At 62.8% G+C, this 18843-nt stretch carries 14 protein-coding genes; 5 read left to right on the top strand and 9 right to left on the bottom strand.

All coding sequences use genetic code 11. The features are described 5' to 3' along the window. Window positions 1–113: 113 nt before the first annotated feature. The 4 genes from AC5ZG5_RS03105 to AC5ZG5_RS03090 form a co-directional block, all read right to left on the bottom strand. Window positions 114–1022, bottom strand: a complete 909-nt coding sequence (locus AC5ZG5_RS03105) for an alpha/beta fold hydrolase (RefSeq protein WP_456643010.1) — start codon at window positions 1020–1022, stop codon at window positions 114–116. Between the two features lie 5 nt (window positions 1023–1027). After that, window positions 1028–1369: a helix-turn-helix domain-containing protein gene (locus AC5ZG5_RS03100; RefSeq protein ID WP_456643009.1), complete on the bottom strand. Its 342-nt coding sequence runs from the start codon at window positions 1367–1369 to the stop codon at window positions 1028–1030. 2 nt (window positions 1370–1371) lie between these two features. Beyond that, window positions 1372–1740: a type II toxin-antitoxin system RelE/ParE family toxin gene (locus AC5ZG5_RS03095; protein WP_130224289.1), complete on the bottom strand. Its 369-nt coding sequence runs from the start codon at window positions 1738–1740 to the stop codon at window positions 1372–1374. 78 nt (window positions 1741–1818) lie between these two features. Then, complete coding sequence (locus tag AC5ZG5_RS03090) at window positions 1819–3438, bottom strand: GMC family oxidoreductase (protein ID WP_456643008.1); 1620 nt, start codon at window positions 3436–3438, stop codon at window positions 1819–1821. Window positions 3439–3646: 208 nt separating this feature from the next. Here AC5ZG5_RS03090 and AC5ZG5_RS03085 point away from each other — a divergent pair, with 208 nt between their 5' ends. Next, a complete protein-coding gene (locus AC5ZG5_RS03085) occupies window positions 3647–4819 on the top strand; it encodes a M20 aminoacylase family protein (RefSeq protein WP_456643007.1) in 1173 nt (390 codons plus the stop codon). 182 nt (window positions 4820–5001) lie between these two features. Here AC5ZG5_RS03085 and AC5ZG5_RS03080 read toward each other — a convergent pair whose 3' ends face one another. Then, complete coding sequence (locus tag AC5ZG5_RS03080) at window positions 5002–6630, bottom strand: inorganic phosphate transporter (protein WP_456643006.1); 1629 nt, start codon at window positions 6628–6630, stop codon at window positions 5002–5004. A 418-nt stretch (window positions 6631–7048) separates the two neighbouring features. Then, window positions 7049–8395 (bottom strand): UdgX family uracil-DNA binding protein, encoded by a 1347-nt coding sequence (locus AC5ZG5_RS03075; RefSeq protein WP_456643053.1) that lies wholly within the window; start codon window positions 8393–8395, stop codon window positions 7049–7051. Window positions 8396–8667: 272 nt separating this feature from the next. Between AC5ZG5_RS03075 and AC5ZG5_RS03070 the strand changes: the two genes are divergently transcribed. The 4 genes from AC5ZG5_RS03070 (at window position 8668) to AC5ZG5_RS03055 (ending at window position 15956) form a co-directional block, all read left to right on the top strand. After that, window positions 8668–9462 carry an ImuA family protein gene (locus tag AC5ZG5_RS03070; protein ID WP_456643005.1) on the top strand — a complete coding sequence of 265 codons (795 nt, stop codon included), beginning with the start codon at window positions 8668–8670 and terminating at the stop codon, window positions 9460–9462. 241 nt (window positions 9463–9703) lie between these two features. Continuing rightward, window positions 9704–11206, top strand: coding sequence for a Y-family DNA polymerase (locus tag AC5ZG5_RS03065; protein WP_456643004.1), 1503 nt, complete (start codon window positions 9704–9706; stop codon window positions 11204–11206). After that, window positions 11206–14763: an error-prone DNA polymerase gene (locus AC5ZG5_RS03060; protein WP_456643003.1), complete on the top strand. Its 3558-nt coding sequence runs from the start codon at window positions 11206–11208 to the stop codon at window positions 14761–14763. The genes AC5ZG5_RS03065 and AC5ZG5_RS03060 overlap by 1 nt, the downstream gene beginning before the upstream one ends. A 353-nt stretch (window positions 14764–15116) precedes the next feature. Further along, window positions 15117–15956, top strand: coding sequence for a universal stress protein (locus AC5ZG5_RS03055; RefSeq protein WP_456643002.1), 840 nt, complete (start codon window positions 15117–15119; stop codon window positions 15954–15956). A 235-nt stretch (window positions 15957–16191) separates the two neighbouring features. On the opposite strand, the gene AC5ZG5_RS03050 is transcribed toward AC5ZG5_RS03055, so the two are convergent. Genes AC5ZG5_RS03050 through AC5ZG5_RS03040 form a run of 3 tightly spaced genes read right to left on the bottom strand, consistent with a single transcriptional unit; the run spans window position 16192 to window position 18395 of the window. Next, window positions 16192–16452, bottom strand: a complete 261-nt coding sequence (locus AC5ZG5_RS03050) for a non-oxidative hydroxyarylic acid decarboxylases subunit D (protein WP_130230697.1) — start codon at window positions 16450–16452, stop codon at window positions 16192–16194. Then, window positions 16449–17876, bottom strand: coding sequence for a non-oxidative hydroxyarylic acid decarboxylases subunit C (locus AC5ZG5_RS03045; protein WP_456643001.1), 1428 nt, complete (start codon window positions 17874–17876; stop codon window positions 16449–16451). Before AC5ZG5_RS03045 ends, AC5ZG5_RS03050 begins: the two co-directional genes overlap by 4 nt. 27 nt (window positions 17877–17903) lie before the next feature. Then, window positions 17904–18395: a pyridoxamine 5'-phosphate oxidase family protein gene (locus AC5ZG5_RS03040; RefSeq protein ID WP_456643000.1), complete on the bottom strand. Its 492-nt coding sequence runs from the start codon at window positions 18393–18395 to the stop codon at window positions 17904–17906. Window positions 18396–18843: the final 448 nt, after the last annotated feature.

Genomic DNA, 18843 nt, shown 5'->3' with positions numbered 1-18843 from the left:
AACTTCCTCCACAATGGATATTCGCAACGAACTAACGTGTTGCTCTGGGCTGTTTCAATATAGAGGACCGGCGACGCGGCTTTGGATTAGCCCGGTGCTGCAGTGAGCGGGCTTCATCGTTCCGATCGCGCGAATTCCCGCAGGGCCTGCAACAGCATTGGCGGCGCTTCCTGCGCCACGCAATGGCCGATGCCATCGAAATTCCACGCGCTGACATCGGGAATGAGCGAGACGGCTCGTGACGCCATCTCCTTGTAGATCGGCCAGGACTTTTCGGCTGTGGCCACGCGCACGGGACAAGCGATTTCACTGAGCCAGCCGAAAGGATTGCCGCGCGCATCTCCGGCGTAGACCTGCTCCATGGCCTCGAAGATCGGGCGCAGGATCGCCGACTCGATTTCGGGCGTGCAACGAAGCCGTACCCTTCCGTTCTCCAGGGGCGCAAAGCCATGCCTGATATAGGCCCAGAGCGAAGTCTCGGACCAATCCGCAAATGCCGGCGCGGCGCGATAACGTGTAAATACCGCGTCAAAACTGTCGAACTCGGCCTGGCGGCGCAGGGCGCCTTGCACGGAGGAGGTTGCTCGTTCGCTCAATCCCGTCACGCCGTCGCGCGCGGCGCGCGGATCCATGACGGTCGGCTCCATCACGAACAGGCGTGCGAAGCGTCCCGGCAGCAGCTTTGCGGCAAGCAGCAGGTCGGTTGCGCCTGCGCTGTGGCCGATGCCGTAGATGTCGTGCAGGCCGAGCTCTTCGATGACCGCGCACACGTCCTGCGCATAGTCCTGAAAGTGATAGCAGTTCGCCGCGGGCTTGTGGCTGTCGCCGTGGCCGCGGCGATCGAGCGCATACACCGTGTAGTCGGATGCAAGATCGCGCGCGACGTCATCCCAGACGTCGGCCACGAAACCTGTGCCATGCAGCAGAAGTGCGGGCGGCCGGTGCGAGCCTTCCTCGCCCCATTGCACCAGCGCAATGCGCGTATCTGCAGAGCCGATCGAGATGCGGCGCTGACTGAGCATACATTCTACACCGCAGAAACAAGCGTGATCCGGCCTGCCTCGCCGCGCTTACGATGCGGCTTCAGCCTGATTTCCACGTCCTGGTCGAAAGCAGTGAGCATCCGCATCAGTTTTTCCACGGATGCGAGCTTGAGGTGACCCCGCAGGAGTTTCGAGAGGTCGGGCTGTTTCATTTCGACCAGCTTGGCGGCCTCGGTCTGAGTCAACTCCCGTTCGGCCATCAGCCGCTTGAGCTGCACCACCAGCGCGGCCTTCAATTGATGCTCCTCGGCGTTGGGCAAGCCGAGATCAGCGAAAATGTTGCCGGAGCCCTTGGTATGGGCGGGCACTTTTTTCTTGGCGCTCATCGCTAGTCTCCCTTGGTTGCCTTGTGGATAGCCTCCGCGTCGCGTAGACGCTGCCGGATCAAATCCATATGTCGTTGCGGTGTGGCGATCCCACTTGTGGATTTCTTTTGGAACGCATGCAGGACGTACAGGACGCCTTCGAACCGGACCGTGTAGACGGCTCGGTAAGTGTCGCCGTCAAAATTGTCTCGAATCTCTAGTACGCCGCCCAGGCCCTTCAAGGGCTTGGCGTTGCGTGGATGCTCGCCCAGTTGCGCTTCGAAAAGCGATTGACCGATCTCGCTTCGGACGGCTGAAGGAAAGGCCCGCAAGTCCTTCTGGCTCGAGCCCACGAAAATGGCAGGCTTAATCTCGCGCAACGCATCATTCACTTTTATATAGTAATATACCTATAGGATTTGGTCAATGGCTGCTGCCAAAGGCGAATTCGGCGCACAGAACGAGATGGGTTACCGCCCGTCCTCCAAAATCATCGCAGCGGCCTTCTCCGCGATCATCGCGGTCGGCGTGTTTGTGTTGCCCGAAGTGATCGTCGGCATCACGGACGCGTCGGCCACGCGCAAGCCCGCAAGCCCAAAGAAGCGCAGGCGTTCGTCGACCACGGCCATCGGGTCGCTGGCCGTGCCCATCTTCGCGGTGCCGACGGGGTGGAAGATCGTGGTGCCGATATCGCCGGCGGCTTTTGCCAGCGATGCATCGTCATCGCCCACAGAGGGGCCGGGCAGGAATTCCTCCGGCCGATATTGCGCAAGCGCTTTCTGCTTCATCAGGCGCCGCGTGGTGCGGATCGCGTCGGCTGCGACCTGGCGGTCCTCATCGGTCGAAAGATAATTCGGTGCGATCGACGGTTTCTCGTCAGGCTGGGCCGAGCGGATGCGCACGGTGCCGCGCGACGTCGGCTGCAGGTTGCAGGCGCTCACGGTGATCGCGGGGAAGCGGTGCAGGGGATCGCCGAACTTGTCGAGCGACAGTGGCTGCACGTGGAACTGGATGTTGGCGCGCTCGCGGCGCGGATCGGAACGGGTGAAGATGCCGAGTTGCGACGGCGCCATCGTTAGCGGCCCGCGCCGGCGCAGCGCGTAGTCGAGGCCCATCAGGCCGCGGCGGAACAGCGAATAATAGGTCTCATTCAGCGTGCGCACGCCAGTGACCTTGTAGATCGCTCGCTGCTGCAGATGGTCCTGCAGGTTGCGCCCGACGCCCTGCTTGTCGAGCACGACGTCGATGCCAAGTGGTGTGAGCCACTCGGCGGGCCCGATGCCGGAGCGCTGCAGCACCTGGACCGATCCGATCGCGCCGGCGGTGAGGATCACTTCGCCCTTGGTGCGGGCTTCGATGATTTCATTGTCGCGCATGAAGCGCACGCCGACCGCGCGGCCCTGTTCGACGATCAAGCGATCGACCAGCACGTTCTTTTCCAGCCGCAGGTTCGGCCGGTGCAATGCAGGCTTCAGGAAGCCGCGCGCGGAAGACCAGCGGCGACCGCGCTTCTGGTTGACGTGGAAATAGCTCACGCCTTCGTTGTCGCCGGTGTTGAAATCGGGAATGCGCCTGATGCCCATTTCTTCCGCGGCATCGCCGACGGCGTCCAGGACTTTCCAGGACAGCCGCGGCGCCTCGATGCGCCATCCGCCGCCCGCGCCATGGTCCTCGCTCGGCCCCAGGAAGTGATCCTCGAGCCCGCGGAAGACCGGCCGCACGTCGTCATAGCTCCAGCCGGCGAGGCCGAGCTGGCGCCAGTGATCGTAATCTGCAGCCTGTCCGCGCATCGAGATCATGGCGTTGATCGCCGAGCAGCCGCCGATCACTTTGCCGCGGGGGTAGGCGAGCGCGCGGCCGTTGAGGCCGGGCTCCGCCTCGGTCTTGAACATCCAGTCGGAACGCGGATTGCCGATCGCGAAGAGATAGCCGACCGGGATGTGAAACCAGATCCAGTTGTCGTCGCCGCCGGCTTCCAGCACCAGCACGCGCTTTGCCGGATCGGCCGAAAGCCGGTTCGCCATGATGCAGCCCGCGGTGCCGGCGCCCACGACGATATAGTCGAAATCACCCTCGAGCTTTCCAGGCATTCTCTTGCTTTCCACCCGTCCGCAACCGCGTCGCCCGAAAATGTTCCAGGCATCCCCGCATTCTCTGCTGTCCAAATAGTCAGACGTCGGCAGGCGGGACAAGCCCGGCCATGACGATTAGGCATGACCCGGGCGCTGCGCCTGTTGGGTGGACCGCCGCTTGCATGCTAAACATCACACACGTTTGAATCACAACTTGAGAAGTACCATGCCCATCGTCAACCGCGTCGCCGACCTGCAGCCCGCCATCCAGGCCTGGCGGCGGGATATCCATGAACATCCCGAGCTGATGTACGATACCCACCGCACTGCAGCATTCGTCGCCGAGCGGCTGCGGGAATTCGGCTGCGATGAGGTCGCGACGGGGCTCGGCCGCACCGGCGTGGTCGGCGTCATCAAGGGCAAGAAACCCGCCGGCAGTGGCGACATCAGGGTGATCGGGCTGCGCGCCGACATGGATGCGCTGCCGATCGAGGAGGAGACCAATCTGCCCTATGCATCCAGGACGCCGGGTAAGATGCACGCCTGCGGCCATGACGGGCACACCGCGATGCTGTTAGGGGCCGCCCGCTACCTCGCCGAGACCCGCAATTTCGCCGGCAACGCGGTTGTGATCTTCCAGCCGGCCGAGGAGGGCGGCGCGGGCGCTGCCGCGATGATCAAGGACGGGCTGATGGAGCGGTTCGGCATCGAGCAGGTCTATGGCATGCACAACGGCCCCGGCATTCCCGTCGGCTCGTTCGCCATCCGGACCGGCCCGATCATGGCGGCAACGGACGCGATCGACTTCAGGATCGAAGGCCATGGCGGCCACGCCGCGCGGCCGCACAAATGCATCGACAGCGTGCTGGTCGGCTCGCAATTGATCACGGCGCTGCAGTCGATCGTCTCGCGCACCGTCGATCCCTTGGATTCGGCCGTGATCTCGATCTGCGAATTCCACGCCGGCAATGCCCGGAACGTCATCCCGCAGACCGCGGAGCTGCGCGGCACGGTGCGCACGCTGACGCCGGAGGTGAGGGCGCTGGTCGAGAAGCGCATCCATGAGGTGGTCGCCGGCGTTGCGCAGATGACCGGCGCCAGGATCGACCTCACTTACGAGCGCGGCTATCCCGTCACCGTCAACCATCGCTCGCAGACCGAGTTCGCGACCAAGATCGCCAAGGAAATCGCCGGCGAGAACAACGTCCACGAAATGCCGCCGATGATGGGCGCAGAGGATTTCGCCTACATGCTGGAAGCGCGCCCCGGCGCCTTCATCTTCTGCGGCAATGGCGACAGCGCCGGCCTGCATCACCCCGCCTACAATTTCAACGACGAGGCGATCGTCTACGGCACGTCCTACTGGATCAAGCTGGTGGAGAACACGCTCGCGGCGTGACGCCCTTTCGTCGTCCTTCCCCGTCATTGCGAGCGCAGCGAAGCAATCCATGCCTCCGCTTGCGGAGAGATGGATTGCTTCGTCGCTGCGCTCCTCGCAATGACAGAGTGTGTGACGCGGTCTTCGCGACAAAACAAAAGGCCCGCGCATCGCGCGGGCCTTGTCGTTGATGTTTCTGCCGCTCAGAACACGTTCGCGAACAGCACGTAGAGCGAAGCCGACAGCATGATCGCGGCCGGCAGCGTCAGTACCCAGGCCATCAGGAGGTTGCGGATGGTCGCCATCTGCAGCCCCGAGCCGTTGGCGGCCATGGTGCCGGCGACGCCGGACGACAGCACGTGCGTCGTCGAGACCGGCAGGCCGAAAGTGTCGGCCGCGAAGATCGTGCCGGCGGCAACGAGCTCGGCGGAGGCGCCCTGCGCGTAGGTCAGGTGGGTCTTGCCGATCTTCTCGCCGACCGTGATCACGATCCGCTTCCAGCCGATCATCGTGCCGAGGCCGAGCGCGATCGCCACCGCGATCTTCACCCAGGTCGGGATGAACTTGGTCGCGCTGTCAAGCGAGGCCTTGTAGGCATTCAGCGTCGCGACGTCTTCCTTGCTGAGGTCGCTCTCCTTGTCCTTCATCAGGAAGCGGATCGCTTCCGAAATCAGGTACATGTCGTTGCGGGTGTTGCCGACGGCTTCCGCGGGCACCTTGGTCAGCGAGCCGTACCTCGTCACCTGGTCGCTGACATCTTTCACCAGCACCGCGAGCGAGGGGAAGGTGCCCTCATTGAGGTGGTGCAGCGAGATGTACTGCGTCACGGCCGGACGGGGATCGCCGATGATGCTGTGACCGGCGCCCTTCGCCGCGATCACCTTGGAGGCAGCTTCCGAGTTCTTCTGGAACTGGGCGACCATGGATTCCGGCAGCGTGCGGTTCAGCGCATACGCCGTCGGCACGGTACCGATCAGGATCAGCATGATCAGGCCCATGCCCTTCTGCCCATCGTTGGAGCCGTGCGCGAAGCTGACGCCGGTGCAGGTCAGGATCAGCAGGCCGCGGATCCAGAGCGGCGGCGCCTTGTTGCCTTCGGGCGCGGCATAGAGCGCAGGGTTGCGCACAATCATCTTGAGCACGAGCAAGAGGATTGCGGCGCAGATGAAGCCGACCAGCGGCGACAGCAAGAGCGCGTAGCCGATCTCGGTGGCCTTGCTCCAGTCGACGCCGGAAGTGCCATCGCGGCCGCGCATCAGCGCGTTGGCAATGCCGACGCCGATGATCGAGCCGATCAGCGTGTGCGAAGACGAGGCTGGCAGGCCGAAATACCAGGTGCCGAGATTCCACAGGATCGCGGCGATCAACAGCGCGAACACCATGGCAAAGCCGGCGCTGGAGCCGACTTGCAGGATCAGCTCGACCGGCAACAGCGAGATGATGCCGAAGGCGACCGCGCCAGACGAGAGCAGCACGCCGAGGAAGTTGAAGAAGCCCGACCACATCACCGCGACTTCGGCCGGCAGCGAATGCGTGTAGATCACGGTCGCGACCGCGTTGGCGGTGTCGTGGAAGCCGTTGACGAATTCAAAGCCGAGCGCAATCAAGAGCGCAACGAACAGCAGGATGTAGGGCAAGAACGTGGTGACGCGGGTGCCGGTGGCATCGACGTCGGAATAGATGCTGTAGGCGACGAACAGCAACCCCGCCGCGAGGATGCCGAAGAAGAGGATCATCGTCAGCGGATTGAAGCCTTTATCGAGATTTGGCCTTGAAGCCGGCTGAATCGGTCTTTCGTCGCGTACTGAAGTATTGAGTGCAAAATCGGTCATTCTGAGGCCCCGTCGAAATACGGAAGGAGGCCCTTAGTCTTGACCATTGACTTGAAGGTTAGATGACAGCCGTAGTGTGCTTGAATGAAACGCGTGTCGCAACGGTGCTTGGGTGTTGCATCGATGATCGTCTGTCACGCGCGCTCGCGACACGAATGTTGACCATTCACATGACGAGCCATGCTCGTAGCGAAAGTGTGTGATGGATGTGTGATGGAGAGGAGCGGTCGCGCGCTGCCTGACGCCGGGGCTGTGGCGCCGTGGCAGCGCGTCGACCGCATGGGAACGTCATTGGCGTGAACAAGACGCCCCAAACTCCCCCTGTAATAGGGGAGTATTGTCCATCAATGTAAGGTTGTAAATAGATATCAGTGTTATCAACGGCTTGATATTTGCAGTGCTATGCATGGGGCCATGCTTATGCCGCAGCCCGCGCGCGTTTCCTCAACAGTTCCGCGGCGATCTTCAGATCCTCGACAAAGCGTTGATATTCCCGCGCTTTCGCATCCTCATCGGGCAGCCGCAGCAGATAGGAGGGATGCACCGTCACCAGCGCCTTGACGTCGTCGTCAAGATCGATCAGGCGGCCGCGGTTCTTGTTGATCGGCGTGAGCTTGTTGAACACGCATTGCGCAGCGGTCGCGCCCATCGCCACTACTAGGTCCGGTTTGATCGATGCGAGTTCCCGCTCATACCATTGGCGGCAGGCCTTGATCTCCGGCGTATTCGGCTTCTGGTGCAGGCGGATCTTGCCGCGCGGCACAAATTTGAAATGTTTCACCGCATTGGTGACGTAGACCTTTTTGCGGTCGATACCGGCTTCGTCAAGCGCGCGGTCGAGCATCAGGCCGGCGGGACCGACGAACGGTTTTCCGGCGATATCTTCCTTGTCGCCCGGCTGCTCGCCGACCAGCATCACCTGCGCGCTTTGCGGGCCTTCGCCGAACACGGTCTGGGTCGCATGCTCATAGAGATGGCAGGCGCGGCAATCGGCGGCTTCCTTCCGCAGCGCACTCAGTCGGTCGGCGTGGCGGATCATGGCGGGTTCCGGTGGCGTGGCGATTTCGCTTGTGGGCTTAATCGTCGAAGCCTCCGGCAGGTTCCTCGATTGCTTCGCTGCCGGGTTGAAGATCGTAGCGTAATGACGCTGCCAGATTTCCTCCAGCCGATTGCCTGCAGGCATCCCGGCCTCGCCGATACCAGGGGTGATCGACACCGCATGTCCATCCCAATGCGCGCAGACATCAGGTGTGAGGATCGACCAGGGCATGTCGGCGAAGCGGCTCGCGAAGAATGGCGCCGCCAGTTCCACGATATGATGCTGCGGCTCGAACCAGGCGACGAAATGCGATTTGTGCTCGCGCCCGATCTCGCGGAAGCGGATCGACGTCCGCATCCGCTGTGCCTCGTGATGCACGGCCTTCGCCATCGCATGGATGCGCGCGACATCAGGGTCGTCGGCGACGTCGAGCAGGTCATGGTCGCGGCGCAGGCGCCACAACAGGCGATAGAGCAGGGCAAAGCGCTTGGCATCGCGATGCAGGATTGCGGTTTTCGCCAGCTCGACGAATTTGGCCGGCACGCTGAACGTGCCATGCGGCGGCTCGAGCGGCGCTTCTGCCGCCGCTGTTTCCGGCAGATCGGGCCCGCGGCCGCGCACTGTCCAGGTCACGTTATCAGGCGTCACGTCATTCAATACCAGCGCCCGCGCCGTCGTGCGCCAGCCGTCGAAATCAGTCTCGTTGCCCAGGATGATGTGGTGCATGGCATCTGCTCCGCTCTCGTCATGCCCGGGCTTGACCCGGGCATCCACGCCTTCCTCACCAAGGAAAGAACGTGGATGGCCGGGACAAGCCCGGCCATGACGGCTCTCATGAATCGAGTTGATTTCATTCATGAATTTATCCCGTTACCAATCTGATTGACTCCTCCCGCGCAGTTGGCTTTATATTAGAACATACCATGAACAATTGGGCCAGCTTCTAGTTTCTCCCGGAAGCCGGCAGCGGCCCCGATATCTTCCTTAAGGAGCGGCGCATGACGAGCGCACGCCTGAGCACGCTTGCGTCCCTGCGTGGGCGCATCGAGCGCATTGAGACATCCAATGAAGCGCATCCGCTGCCGCGGATCGCGCTCGGTCATGCCGGCGCTGATGCGATGCTCAAGGGCGGCCTCGCGAAAGCCGCGGTGCACGAGGTGTTTGCCGAGGGGCACCAGGGCGCTTCCGCCACCGGTTTCATCGCAGGTCTTGCCGGCCGTCTTGCCGCGCGAAAGCCGCTGGTCTGGGTGCGGCAGGATTTTTCCGAAACCGAATCCGGCGCGCTGTCGATGAACGGTCTGTCCGAGCTTGGCCTCGATCCGCGTCTCCTCGTCACCGTGCGCGCCGCCGACATCGACAATGCCTTGCGCACCACGGCCGATGCGCTCGCCTGCGACGCGTTAGGCGCCGTCATCATGGAAGTCTGGGGCGAGTCCAAGCAGCTCGATTTGGTCGCGAGCCGCAAGCTGACGCTATCAGCGCAATCATCAGGCGTCCCCGCGCTGCTGCTGCGCCTCGCCGCAACGCCGCTTCCGTCCACCGCGGAAACCAGATGGATCGTGCGCGCGGCGCATTCGCCGCCGGGCGCCAGTTGGAGCGCGTGGGGCGCGCCTCTGTTCGATGCGCAGCTCGTTCGCAACCGTCATGGCCCGGTCGGGCGATGGATCATGGAATGGAAATGTGATGAGTGCCTTTTCAGTGAACCGTCGGCGTATCCTCAGCCTGTGGCTGCCGCGCCTGCCCATCGATCGGATCAAGCGGCAACTGGCGCGAAGCAGCGCCTCGCCAGTTGATCGCCACACGGACGCCGCACCTCCTCTCCCGCAAGCGGGGGAGGGCTGGGGTGGGGGTGCCTCCGCGAGTCACGCGGTCTCCTTGATCGAACCGGTATCGCCGCGAGTTCCCACCTCTCCCCAACGGGGAGAGGTCGACTTGCACATGGCCATGTGCAAGTCGGGTGAGGGGGCTCAGGTCCCGCGAGAGACCGCACCCCTCACCCGGATCGCATCTAACGATGCGATCCGACCTCTCCCTATGGGAGAGGTGAAGAAAGAGATCCCCAGCGTTGTCGTCATCAAGGAGCACAACGCGCTGGTGATCCACTCTCTCGACGACATCGCCGCGCGAAGCGGGCTGTCGACTGGCCTGCCACTCGCCAATGCCCGCGCGATCTGCCCGGAACTGACGGTCTATGATGCCGACGAGGTCGCGGATGCCAAAACGCTCAATGACATCGCCGACTGGTGCGACCGCTTCACACCTCTGGTGGCGCTCGATCCGCCCTACGGTCTCTTCCTCGATATCACCGGCTGCGCCCATCTGTTCGGCGGCGAACACGCGATGCTGCAGATCATCTGCGGCGCGCTCAGTCGGCGCGGCTTTGCCGTCAGCGGCGCGATCGCAGCCACCTCGGTTTGCGCCCGTACGCTGACGCGGCATTCGTCAGGCAGGATCATCGAGGATGGTGCGGAGGTCGAAGCTGTCAGCCCTTTGCCGATCTCGGCATTGGGCGCCGATGAGACGATCACCAAGGGCCTGCGCCGCGCCGGCTTGAAGACCATCGGCGATGTTGCTGCCCGCGCGCGCCATGAGATCGCGGCGCGTTTCGGCGCTGCCTTCACCACGCGGCTCGCGCACGCGCTGGGGCAGGGCGATGCGCCGATCAGCCCGCGCAAGCCATTGCCTGACTACATCGTCGAAAAGCGGTTTCCCGAGCCGGTCACAACCGAGCCCATGATCGCGCTGACGCTGCAGAACCTCGCCAAGATGCTGGTCCAGGCGATGGACAAGCAGGGCAAGGGCGCGCGGAAGCTGGAAGCAGGCTTCTTCCGCACCGACGGCGCGGTGCGCACGCTTGCCGTCGAGACTGGGCGCGCGGTCACGAAGCCCGAGGTGATCGACCGCCTGTTCCGCGAGCGGCTCGATGCACTGAGCGATCCCCTCGATCCCGGCTTCGGCTTCGACCTGATCCGCCTGTCGGCTGGTCGTACCGAGATCGTGGTGCAGCAGCAGCGCGATCTCGATGCCCATGTCCATGACAATGACGAGCTTGCCGCGCTGATCGACCGCATCGCCGCCCGCATCGGCGGCAAGCGCGTGGTCGTGTACCTGCCGGAGGATACCCATATCCCCGAGCGCGCGGCGCTTGCCGCCCCTGCGCAGCATCATCTGGCCGCGGCCTCGCAAGCCGCCTGGCCCGCGCGCGCCGAGGGCGAACCGCCATTGCGTCCGCTGCGCCTGTTCGAAAGGCCAGAGCCGATCAAGGTGCCGTTCGCCACCGTGCCGGATGGACCGCCGCATCGCTTCACCTGGCGGCGCGCTACGCATCAGGTGGTGCGGGTCGAGGGTCCCGAGCGCATCGCCATGGAATGGTGGCAGCGGGACGGGAAGGTGCTGACGCGCGACTATTTCCGCGTCGAGGACGAGCAGGGCCTGCGCTTCTGGATCTTTCGCGACGGCCTTTACGACAGCGAACTGATCGACGAAGACGGCAAGCCCATTCCCGCCAACTGGTTCGTGCATGGGCTTTTCGCATAATGGAACCGGCGCCCGACTATGCCGAGATCGGCATCACAAGCAATTTCTCCTTCCTGCGCGGCGGATCGGATCCGCGCGCCTATGTGCATCAGGCGAGCATTCTCCGCATTCCCGTGATCGGGCTTGCCGACCACAACACACTCGCCGGTGTGGTGCGCGCCTACAAGGAGCTCGAAAATTCAAAAGTAACGCATCCGCCAAAGCTCCTGATCGGTTCGCGCATCGTCTTCATGGACGGCACGCCTGACATCCTGGTCTATCCGCGCGACCGCGCGGCTTACGGCCGGCTGTGTCAGCTCCTCACCCGCGGCAAGCGCGGCGATGACATCAAGCGGATCGAAAAGGGTGAGTGCCGTCTGAAGCTGAGCGATCTCCTGGAATTCGCCGAAGACCAGCTCCTGGTGCTGTCCTTGCCGCATCGTTTCGAGACGACAAAGTCGCTCGATCTGCTCGAACGCCTGAAAGCAAGCCGTGCTGATGGCGTATGGCTCGCCGCAAGCCTTCTCTATCGTGGCGACGACAAGCGGCGCCTGGCACGATTGCATCACCTTGCGACGACAGCAGACGTGCCGCTGCTCGCAACCAACGAAGTGCTCTATCACCATCCCGCGCGCCGCCCGCTGCAGGATGTGCTCACCTGTATCAGGGAGAAGATGACGATCGATGCGATCGGCAAAAGACTGGAAGCCAATGCCGAGCGGCATCTGAAACCTGCGCAGGAGATGGCGCGGCTGTTCCGCGATTTTCCCGACGCGATCGCCGAGACCATGCGCTTTGCCGACCGCATCACCTTTTCGCTCGATCAGCTCAAATATCAATATCCCGATGAGCCGGTGCCGCCGGGCAAGACCGCGCAGCAGCATCTCGAAGACCTGACCTGGGCCGGTGTCATTAATTATTTCGGCGGCAAGATCGACGACACGCTTCGCGCCACCTTGCACAAGGAGCTCGCGCTGATCGCCGAGCTGAAATACGCGCATTATTTCCTGACCGTGCACGACATTGTCCGTTACGCGCGCAGCCAGGGCATCCTGTGCCAGGGGCGGGGATCGGCGGCAAACTCGGCCGTGTGCTACGTGCTCGGCATCACCTCGGTCGATCCGACCAAGGTCGATCTCCTGTTCGAACGCTTCATCTCGAAAGAGCGGCTGGAGCCGCCCGACATCGACGTCGATTTCGAGCATTCGCGGCGCGAGGAGGTGATGCAATATGTCTATCGCCGCTATGGCCGTCACCGCGCCGCCATCATCGCAACCGTCATCCATTATCGTCCGCGCAGCGCGATCCGCGACGTCGGCAAGGCGCTTGGGCTGACCGAGGACGTCACCGCCGCGCTCGCCGATACTGTGTGGGGAAGCTGGGGCAAGGGCCTCAACGACATGCAGGTGCGGCAGGCGGGGCTCGATCCGAAGAATGCGATGATAGGGCTCGCGGTCGATCTCGCCACTGAGTTGATCGAATTCCCGCGCCATCTCTCGCAGCATGTCGGCGGCTATGTGCTGACGCAGGACCGGCTCGATACCTATGTGCCGATCGGCAATGCCGCGATGGACGACCGCACCTTCATCGAATGGGACAAGGACGACGTCGACGCGCTCAACATGATGAAGGTCGACGTGCTGGCGCTAGGCATGCTGACCTGCATCCGCAAGAGCTTTGACCTGATCGCCGATCACAAGGGCGAGCGCTGGGAGCTTGCGACCGTTCCGCAGGACGACAAGAGAGTCTACGACATGCTGTGCCGCGGTGAATCGCTCGGCGTGTTCCAGGTCGAGAGCCGCGCGCAGATGAACATGCTGCCGCGGCTGAAGCCGCGGGAGTTCTATGACCTCGTCATCGAGGTCGCGATCGTGCGTCCGGGGCCGATCCAGGGCGACATGGTGCATCCTTATTTGCGCCGGCGAAACAAGCAGGAGAAGGTGAGCTATCCATCACCGTCACCGGAGCACGGTCCTGCAGACGAATTGTACAGGGTGCTGCACAAGACCCTCGGCGTGCCGCTGTTCCAGGAGCAGGCGATGCGGATCGCCATCGAAGCCGCAAAATTCACCTCCGAAGAGGCCAATGGCCTGCGCCGCTCGATGGCGACCTTCCGCAATCTCGGCACCATCGGCAAGTACGAGGACAAGCTGATCGGCAACATGGTCGCACGCGGCTACGATGGCGAATTCGCCAGAAGCTGCTTCGACCAGATCAAGGGTTTTGGCTCCTACGGCTTCCCGGAAAGCCATGCCGCCAGCTTCGCACAGCTCGTCTACATCTCCTCCTGGCTCAAGCATCATCATCCCGACGCCTTCTGCTGTGCGCTGCTCAACTCGCAGCCGATGGGCTTTTACGCTCCCGCGCAGATCGTCGGCGACGCCCGCAAGAACGGCGTCGAAGTCCGCGAGATCGATGTATCCTTCAGCTTCGCCCAGAACACGCTGGAGGAGGGCAGCGGTAAGCACTGTGCCGTGAGGCTAGGCTTCCGCCAGATCGACGGCTTCAACTGGAAAGACCCGGATGAGGAGAAGCTGAAGCAAATCCAGGCGTCATTCCATGGTGAACCTGCGATGTTGCCGCACGCTCCCACCTCTCCCCAGCGGGGAGAGGTCGACTTGCACATGACCATGTGCAAGTCGGGTGAGGGGGCTCAGGTCCCACGAGAGACTGCGCCCCTCACCCGCGCTGGAGCCTGTCATCGGGCGCGCCTTCGGCGCGACCCGTTGGGCGCGACCTCTCCCTATGGGAGAGGTGAAGAAATCGACTGGGCCGACCGCATTGTCGCTGCGCGGCAGCGGCGTCCCTTCACCTCGCTGGAGGATTTCGCCCGCGACACCGGCCTGCCCAAGCGCGCGCTGATCCTGCTGGCCGACGCCGATGCCTTCCGCTCGATCGGGCTCGATCGCCGCGCAGCGCTCTGGGCGGTGCGGCGGCTGCCCGACGATGTCCCATTGCCTCTGTTCGAAGCCGCTGTTGCCCGCGAGCAGCCGGACGAGAACGCAAAACCCTTGCCGCAGATGCCGCGGCAGGAGCAGGTGGTCGCCGACTACCAGACCATCCGCCTGTCGCTGAAAGGCCACCCGATGGAGTTCCTGCGCGCGATGTTTGAAAAAGAGCGCGTGGTGTCCTGCAAGGAGATCTGCCATCGCAACGACCGCCGCCGCGTCCGTTGCGCCGGCGTGGTGCTGGTACGGCAGCGTCCGGGCAGCGCCAATGGCGTGGTGTTCATGACGCTCGAGGACGAGACCGGGATCGCCAATATCGTGGTGTGGCCGAAGGTGATGGAGCAATACCGGAAAGAAGTGATGGGCGCGCGGCTGATCCTGGTCGAAGGCTATATCCAAAGCAGCCCGGAGCAGGTGACACACCTGGTTGCGCAGCGCATGATCGATCGCTCCTACGACCTCATCAATCTCTCCAACGACGCCTTCAGCGCCAAGCCTGCCGTGCCGGCCGGCCCGGCTTTGGTCGAACCCCTCAATGACGATCGCCGCGACCACGGCGAAAACTCCCCGCAAAGAATCCGCCACCCCCGCAACGTCCGCATTCTGCCGCCGTCACGCGATTTCCATTGAGGGAGCGCGCCGCCTCTCTCCTCCGTCATTCCGGGGCGCGCGCAGCGCGAGCCCGGAATCCATTGTGCCGCACCCGCACGCGGAGAAATGGATTCCGGGCTCATCGCTTCGCGATGCCCCGGAATGACTCCTCATCCCGAGGAGCCGCGAAGCGGCGTCTCGAGGGATGGGCCACGGGCTCCCTCCGTCATTCCCGGGGCGCGAAGGCGCGAACTATGATGCGAAACTACAGACAATCAATTTCGCAATGCACTCGGCGTTGGCGATCCCGTCCCGAAGGTCTAGCATATCGATAGTCACTGCCGTTTTGGCTGCCTGCACCATCGTTCATCTGCAACGGGCGGGAGCTGACAATGAAGACGATTTTGGTACCGACCCAAAATACCCCGGCCATGACATCCACACTCGAAACGGCGGTGCTGCTCGCGCGGCGCACTGGCGCCTATATCGAGGGGGTTCCACTGTGGTTTGGCACGCCTGAGTTTGTCGTGGCGGGGCTGGCCAGCAGCTATTCCATGGAAACCTATCGGGTACGGCGCGAAGCGGAGGCGGCGGGCGAGCGCGAGCTGTTCGAGACCTTCATGCAGCAGCACGGTGTTGCTGCTGCGAAAATGACCGCGGACCGACCTTGGTATAGCTGGTTCGCCGAGGTGCCGCCGGGCGAGGGCCTCGTCGGCAGCCATGGCCGCGTGTTCGATGTGATTGTGATGAGCAGGCCGGGTGCTGCTACGGACCCTCTCTATCGGCGGGCGGTCGAGTCGGGATTGTTCGAAAGCGGTCGGCCTGTTGTGCTGTCGCCGCCGACTGCTCCGAAACAGATCGCGACCAACATCATGATCCACTGGAATGGCAGCACCGAGCAGGCCCGCGCCAACGCGTTGGCGATGCCGCTATTGCACCTGGCCGGACGCGTGACGGTGTTGACTGTCATCGGCGGACAGGATGTGCCGGGTCCATCGGCCGATCAGGTGCGCAAGCAATTGCGGTACAATGGCATTGCCGCCGAGCCCATGAGCATCGAGCTGAACGGTCGCAGCACCGGCGAAGCGGTGCTCGCCGCGGCCAAGGCCGACGGCTGCGACCTGTTGGTCAAGGGAGCTTTTACAAGGACCAGGCTGCGGCAATTGATTTTCGGCGGCGCCACCAGCCACATCATGGAACACGCAGACTTGCCGTTATTGATGGCGCATTAGGAATCGCGCTTACCGGACTGCCCGAGGTGTCATTCCGGGCATCGCGAAGCGGCGTCACGAGGGATGGCCGAGAAACTCTCACTGTCCGTCATTCCGGGGCGCGCGCAGCGCGAGCTATGATGTGCAAGTGCACATCAGAGAATCCATTGGGCCGCAGGCGCAAGTGGAGAAATAGATTCCGGGCTCGATGCTTCGCATCGCCCCGGAATGACAATGGCCAATGTCCTGCCCGGCCTCACGAGGATGATCGACGCGGCGGGATCGGCGGAACCACCTGCAGCTTAGGAAGATCCTCGGGGCGCAGCCGAAAGGCGACGGGATATTTGTCCGGGTTCACGTTCTCCTCCGGCTCGGTCGATCTCCAGACATAGAGGCATGTCGGACAACCGAACACGGTCCAGACCCCGGCAACGGGAGATTTGCTGCGGACCTCGATCTTGCCTGATCGACATCGCGGACATGCGGCCGGAAGAGTGTCGGCGGTTGTCGCCGTCATGTCCGCATCTCCTTCGCCAGAGCTATGAGCTTGGTCCGCCACTGATCGGTGTGCTGCGGCTTGTCGAGTTCCTCGCCATAGTCGCCGCGGATATCAGGCGCGACCGGCGTGGTGGCGTCGATGATCATCTTGGTTACAACCCCAGCTGGGCTGCAGGCCGGATCCAGGAGATTCTCCGCGAGATTCGGGATGGTCACGATGTCGCCCGCAGGGTTTACCTTCACCGATATCGCCCACATCACCTGCTTGAGGTCGAACGGGTCGACCTTCTCGTCGACAACGATCACGACTTTTGCGTATCCGAGACCATGGGTCGTGGTCAGCACGCGCAAGCCCACATATTTGGCGAAGCCGCCATAGCGGATTTTTGTCGAGACGACGACCACCAGACCGTGGGTATAGAGTGCATTGACGGCAACGACTTCGGGAAACGTCGTCTTGAGTTGAAGGAAGATCGGCGCGCTCGTCGTCATGGCTTGCAGGAAGTCGAGCTCGGTCCAGGGCCGCCCCACATAGACCGCGTCGTAGACCGGATCCTTGCGGTGCGACACGCGATCGATCTCGATCACCGGATATTTATGGCATCCCGAATAATAGCCGGGGAATTCACCAAACGGCCCCTCGGTCTCGCGCTGTCCGCAAAGCAGGCGGCCCTCCAGCACATATTCGGATCCCCAGGGGACATCCAGGCCCTTTGCAGTCTTGACGACACGGTATGGCGCGCCCTGCATCACGGCCGCCATCTTGTATTCGAGCTGATCGTAAAGCAGCGGCGTCGCGCCCATCAGCGTGATGATGGGCTCGTTTCCCAGCGCGATCGCGACTGGCAAGTCTTGGCCGCGGGCTTCCGCATGAGCCATATGGATCGCGATATCGTGCTGCGGCACAGTCTGGATTCCGAGGCGATTTCGTCCCTTGACCTGCAGGCGATAGATGCCGACGTTCTCGACATCGTCATTGTTCCAGTCGTCCAGGTCCCGGCTGATGGTGCAGGCTTTGTCGATGAAGTAGCCGCCATCGCCGCGGTTGAGACGAAACAGCGGCAGCAGTTCGTAGAGGTTCACGTCCTTGTCGACGACAACCTCCTGCCAGGGCGCGGTCTCAACGCGCTCCAATGTGCCAGGATATTGCTGGAAGCGCCGGACGAACTCAAAAAATTGATCGCGCATGCTGGCGTCTTTTTCCATGCCAAGCGCGAGAGCATGGTTGCTCCATGATCCATGTATGTTCATGGCGACCCGAGCGCTGGTGTAGCCGGCGATGTTGTCGAAATAGATCGCGGGGCTGTCCTCGCCGATCTCTGTAAGGGCGCAAGCCGCGGCGGCGATGTCGGGTTCAGGAAGAACCTGATCATGGATGCGCAGCAATTGCCGTTCTTGCTCGAGGACGGACAGGAATTCACGAAGGTCCTTGTAGGCACGCATTTCTGCCCCCGATTGCTCGGATTGGTTTCAGGCGGCGCGTAACGCGGCAATCTGCCGTTGCCAACGCGAGAGTACGGCTTGAGGATCGTGCAGTGCAAAGGTGACTCCGCCTGTTACATCCGCGTATGGCGCGACATGCTGGCGTACCGACTCGACCTCCGCCTCGAACAACGCCAGCGGCACATCGGAAGAAGAGTGGGCGAGGCGGCGACAGCGGAGCTTCATCTCGCAAATGCCGCCATCGAGTGAAAGCGCGATCGTGAGCCGTCCTTCGCGTTCAAGATTGGAGGCCATTGTCGATTGCGGAAAAACCGCAAAGCGGACGCGACCAGAAGGCACGATCACCATATCGCCTGCACTGAGCAGGGCAGCGTGAGGCCATCCGTCCGAACCAACCGTCGAGAGACGCAGCGCCTGGGTTTTGGTCGCCAGGTCGGTGCCATCAAGATAACGGACCACCCCGTCCGGGATCTTGCTGCTGGTTGCGGGCGCCGCGTAGAAGTGCTCGGCTTCCTTCATTTCACATCTCCCTCGGAGGTGATCCGCATTCTCGCGGAAATCGAAGGCGGCAGTTCATTGAAGTGAGGCAGGATCGGTGCGCCGCGGTCATCGCGGTCTCGCGGAAGAGACAAGCGTGACTAGCCCTGCAAAAGAAGTACTACCAAAGGCTGTTCCCTGCAACGGCGGCCCCGCCCTCATCCCGAGGAGCCGCGTTAGCGGCGTCTCGAGGGATGGGCTCCAGGCGAGAGCGGGGCCTCATGGTTCGAGACGCGCTGCGCGCTCCTCACCATGAGGGTCCAAAGTCGCGTGCACGGCGAAGCAAATTATGCAAGCGATTCCAAGGTGATTTGCCTCGTCCAGCCCTCGCGCAAAAAACATTCGGCTTTCGCCGTCGGGCAAATCAGTGATTTAACTCCGCGCGTCTCACGGCGGATGAGGGGCGGTTCGCGATCGTCACGAACGTTGC

This window comes from Bradyrhizobium sp. Ses1, from assembly GCF_059512365.1.
This window is presented reverse-complemented; position numbering and strand designations above follow the sequence as displayed.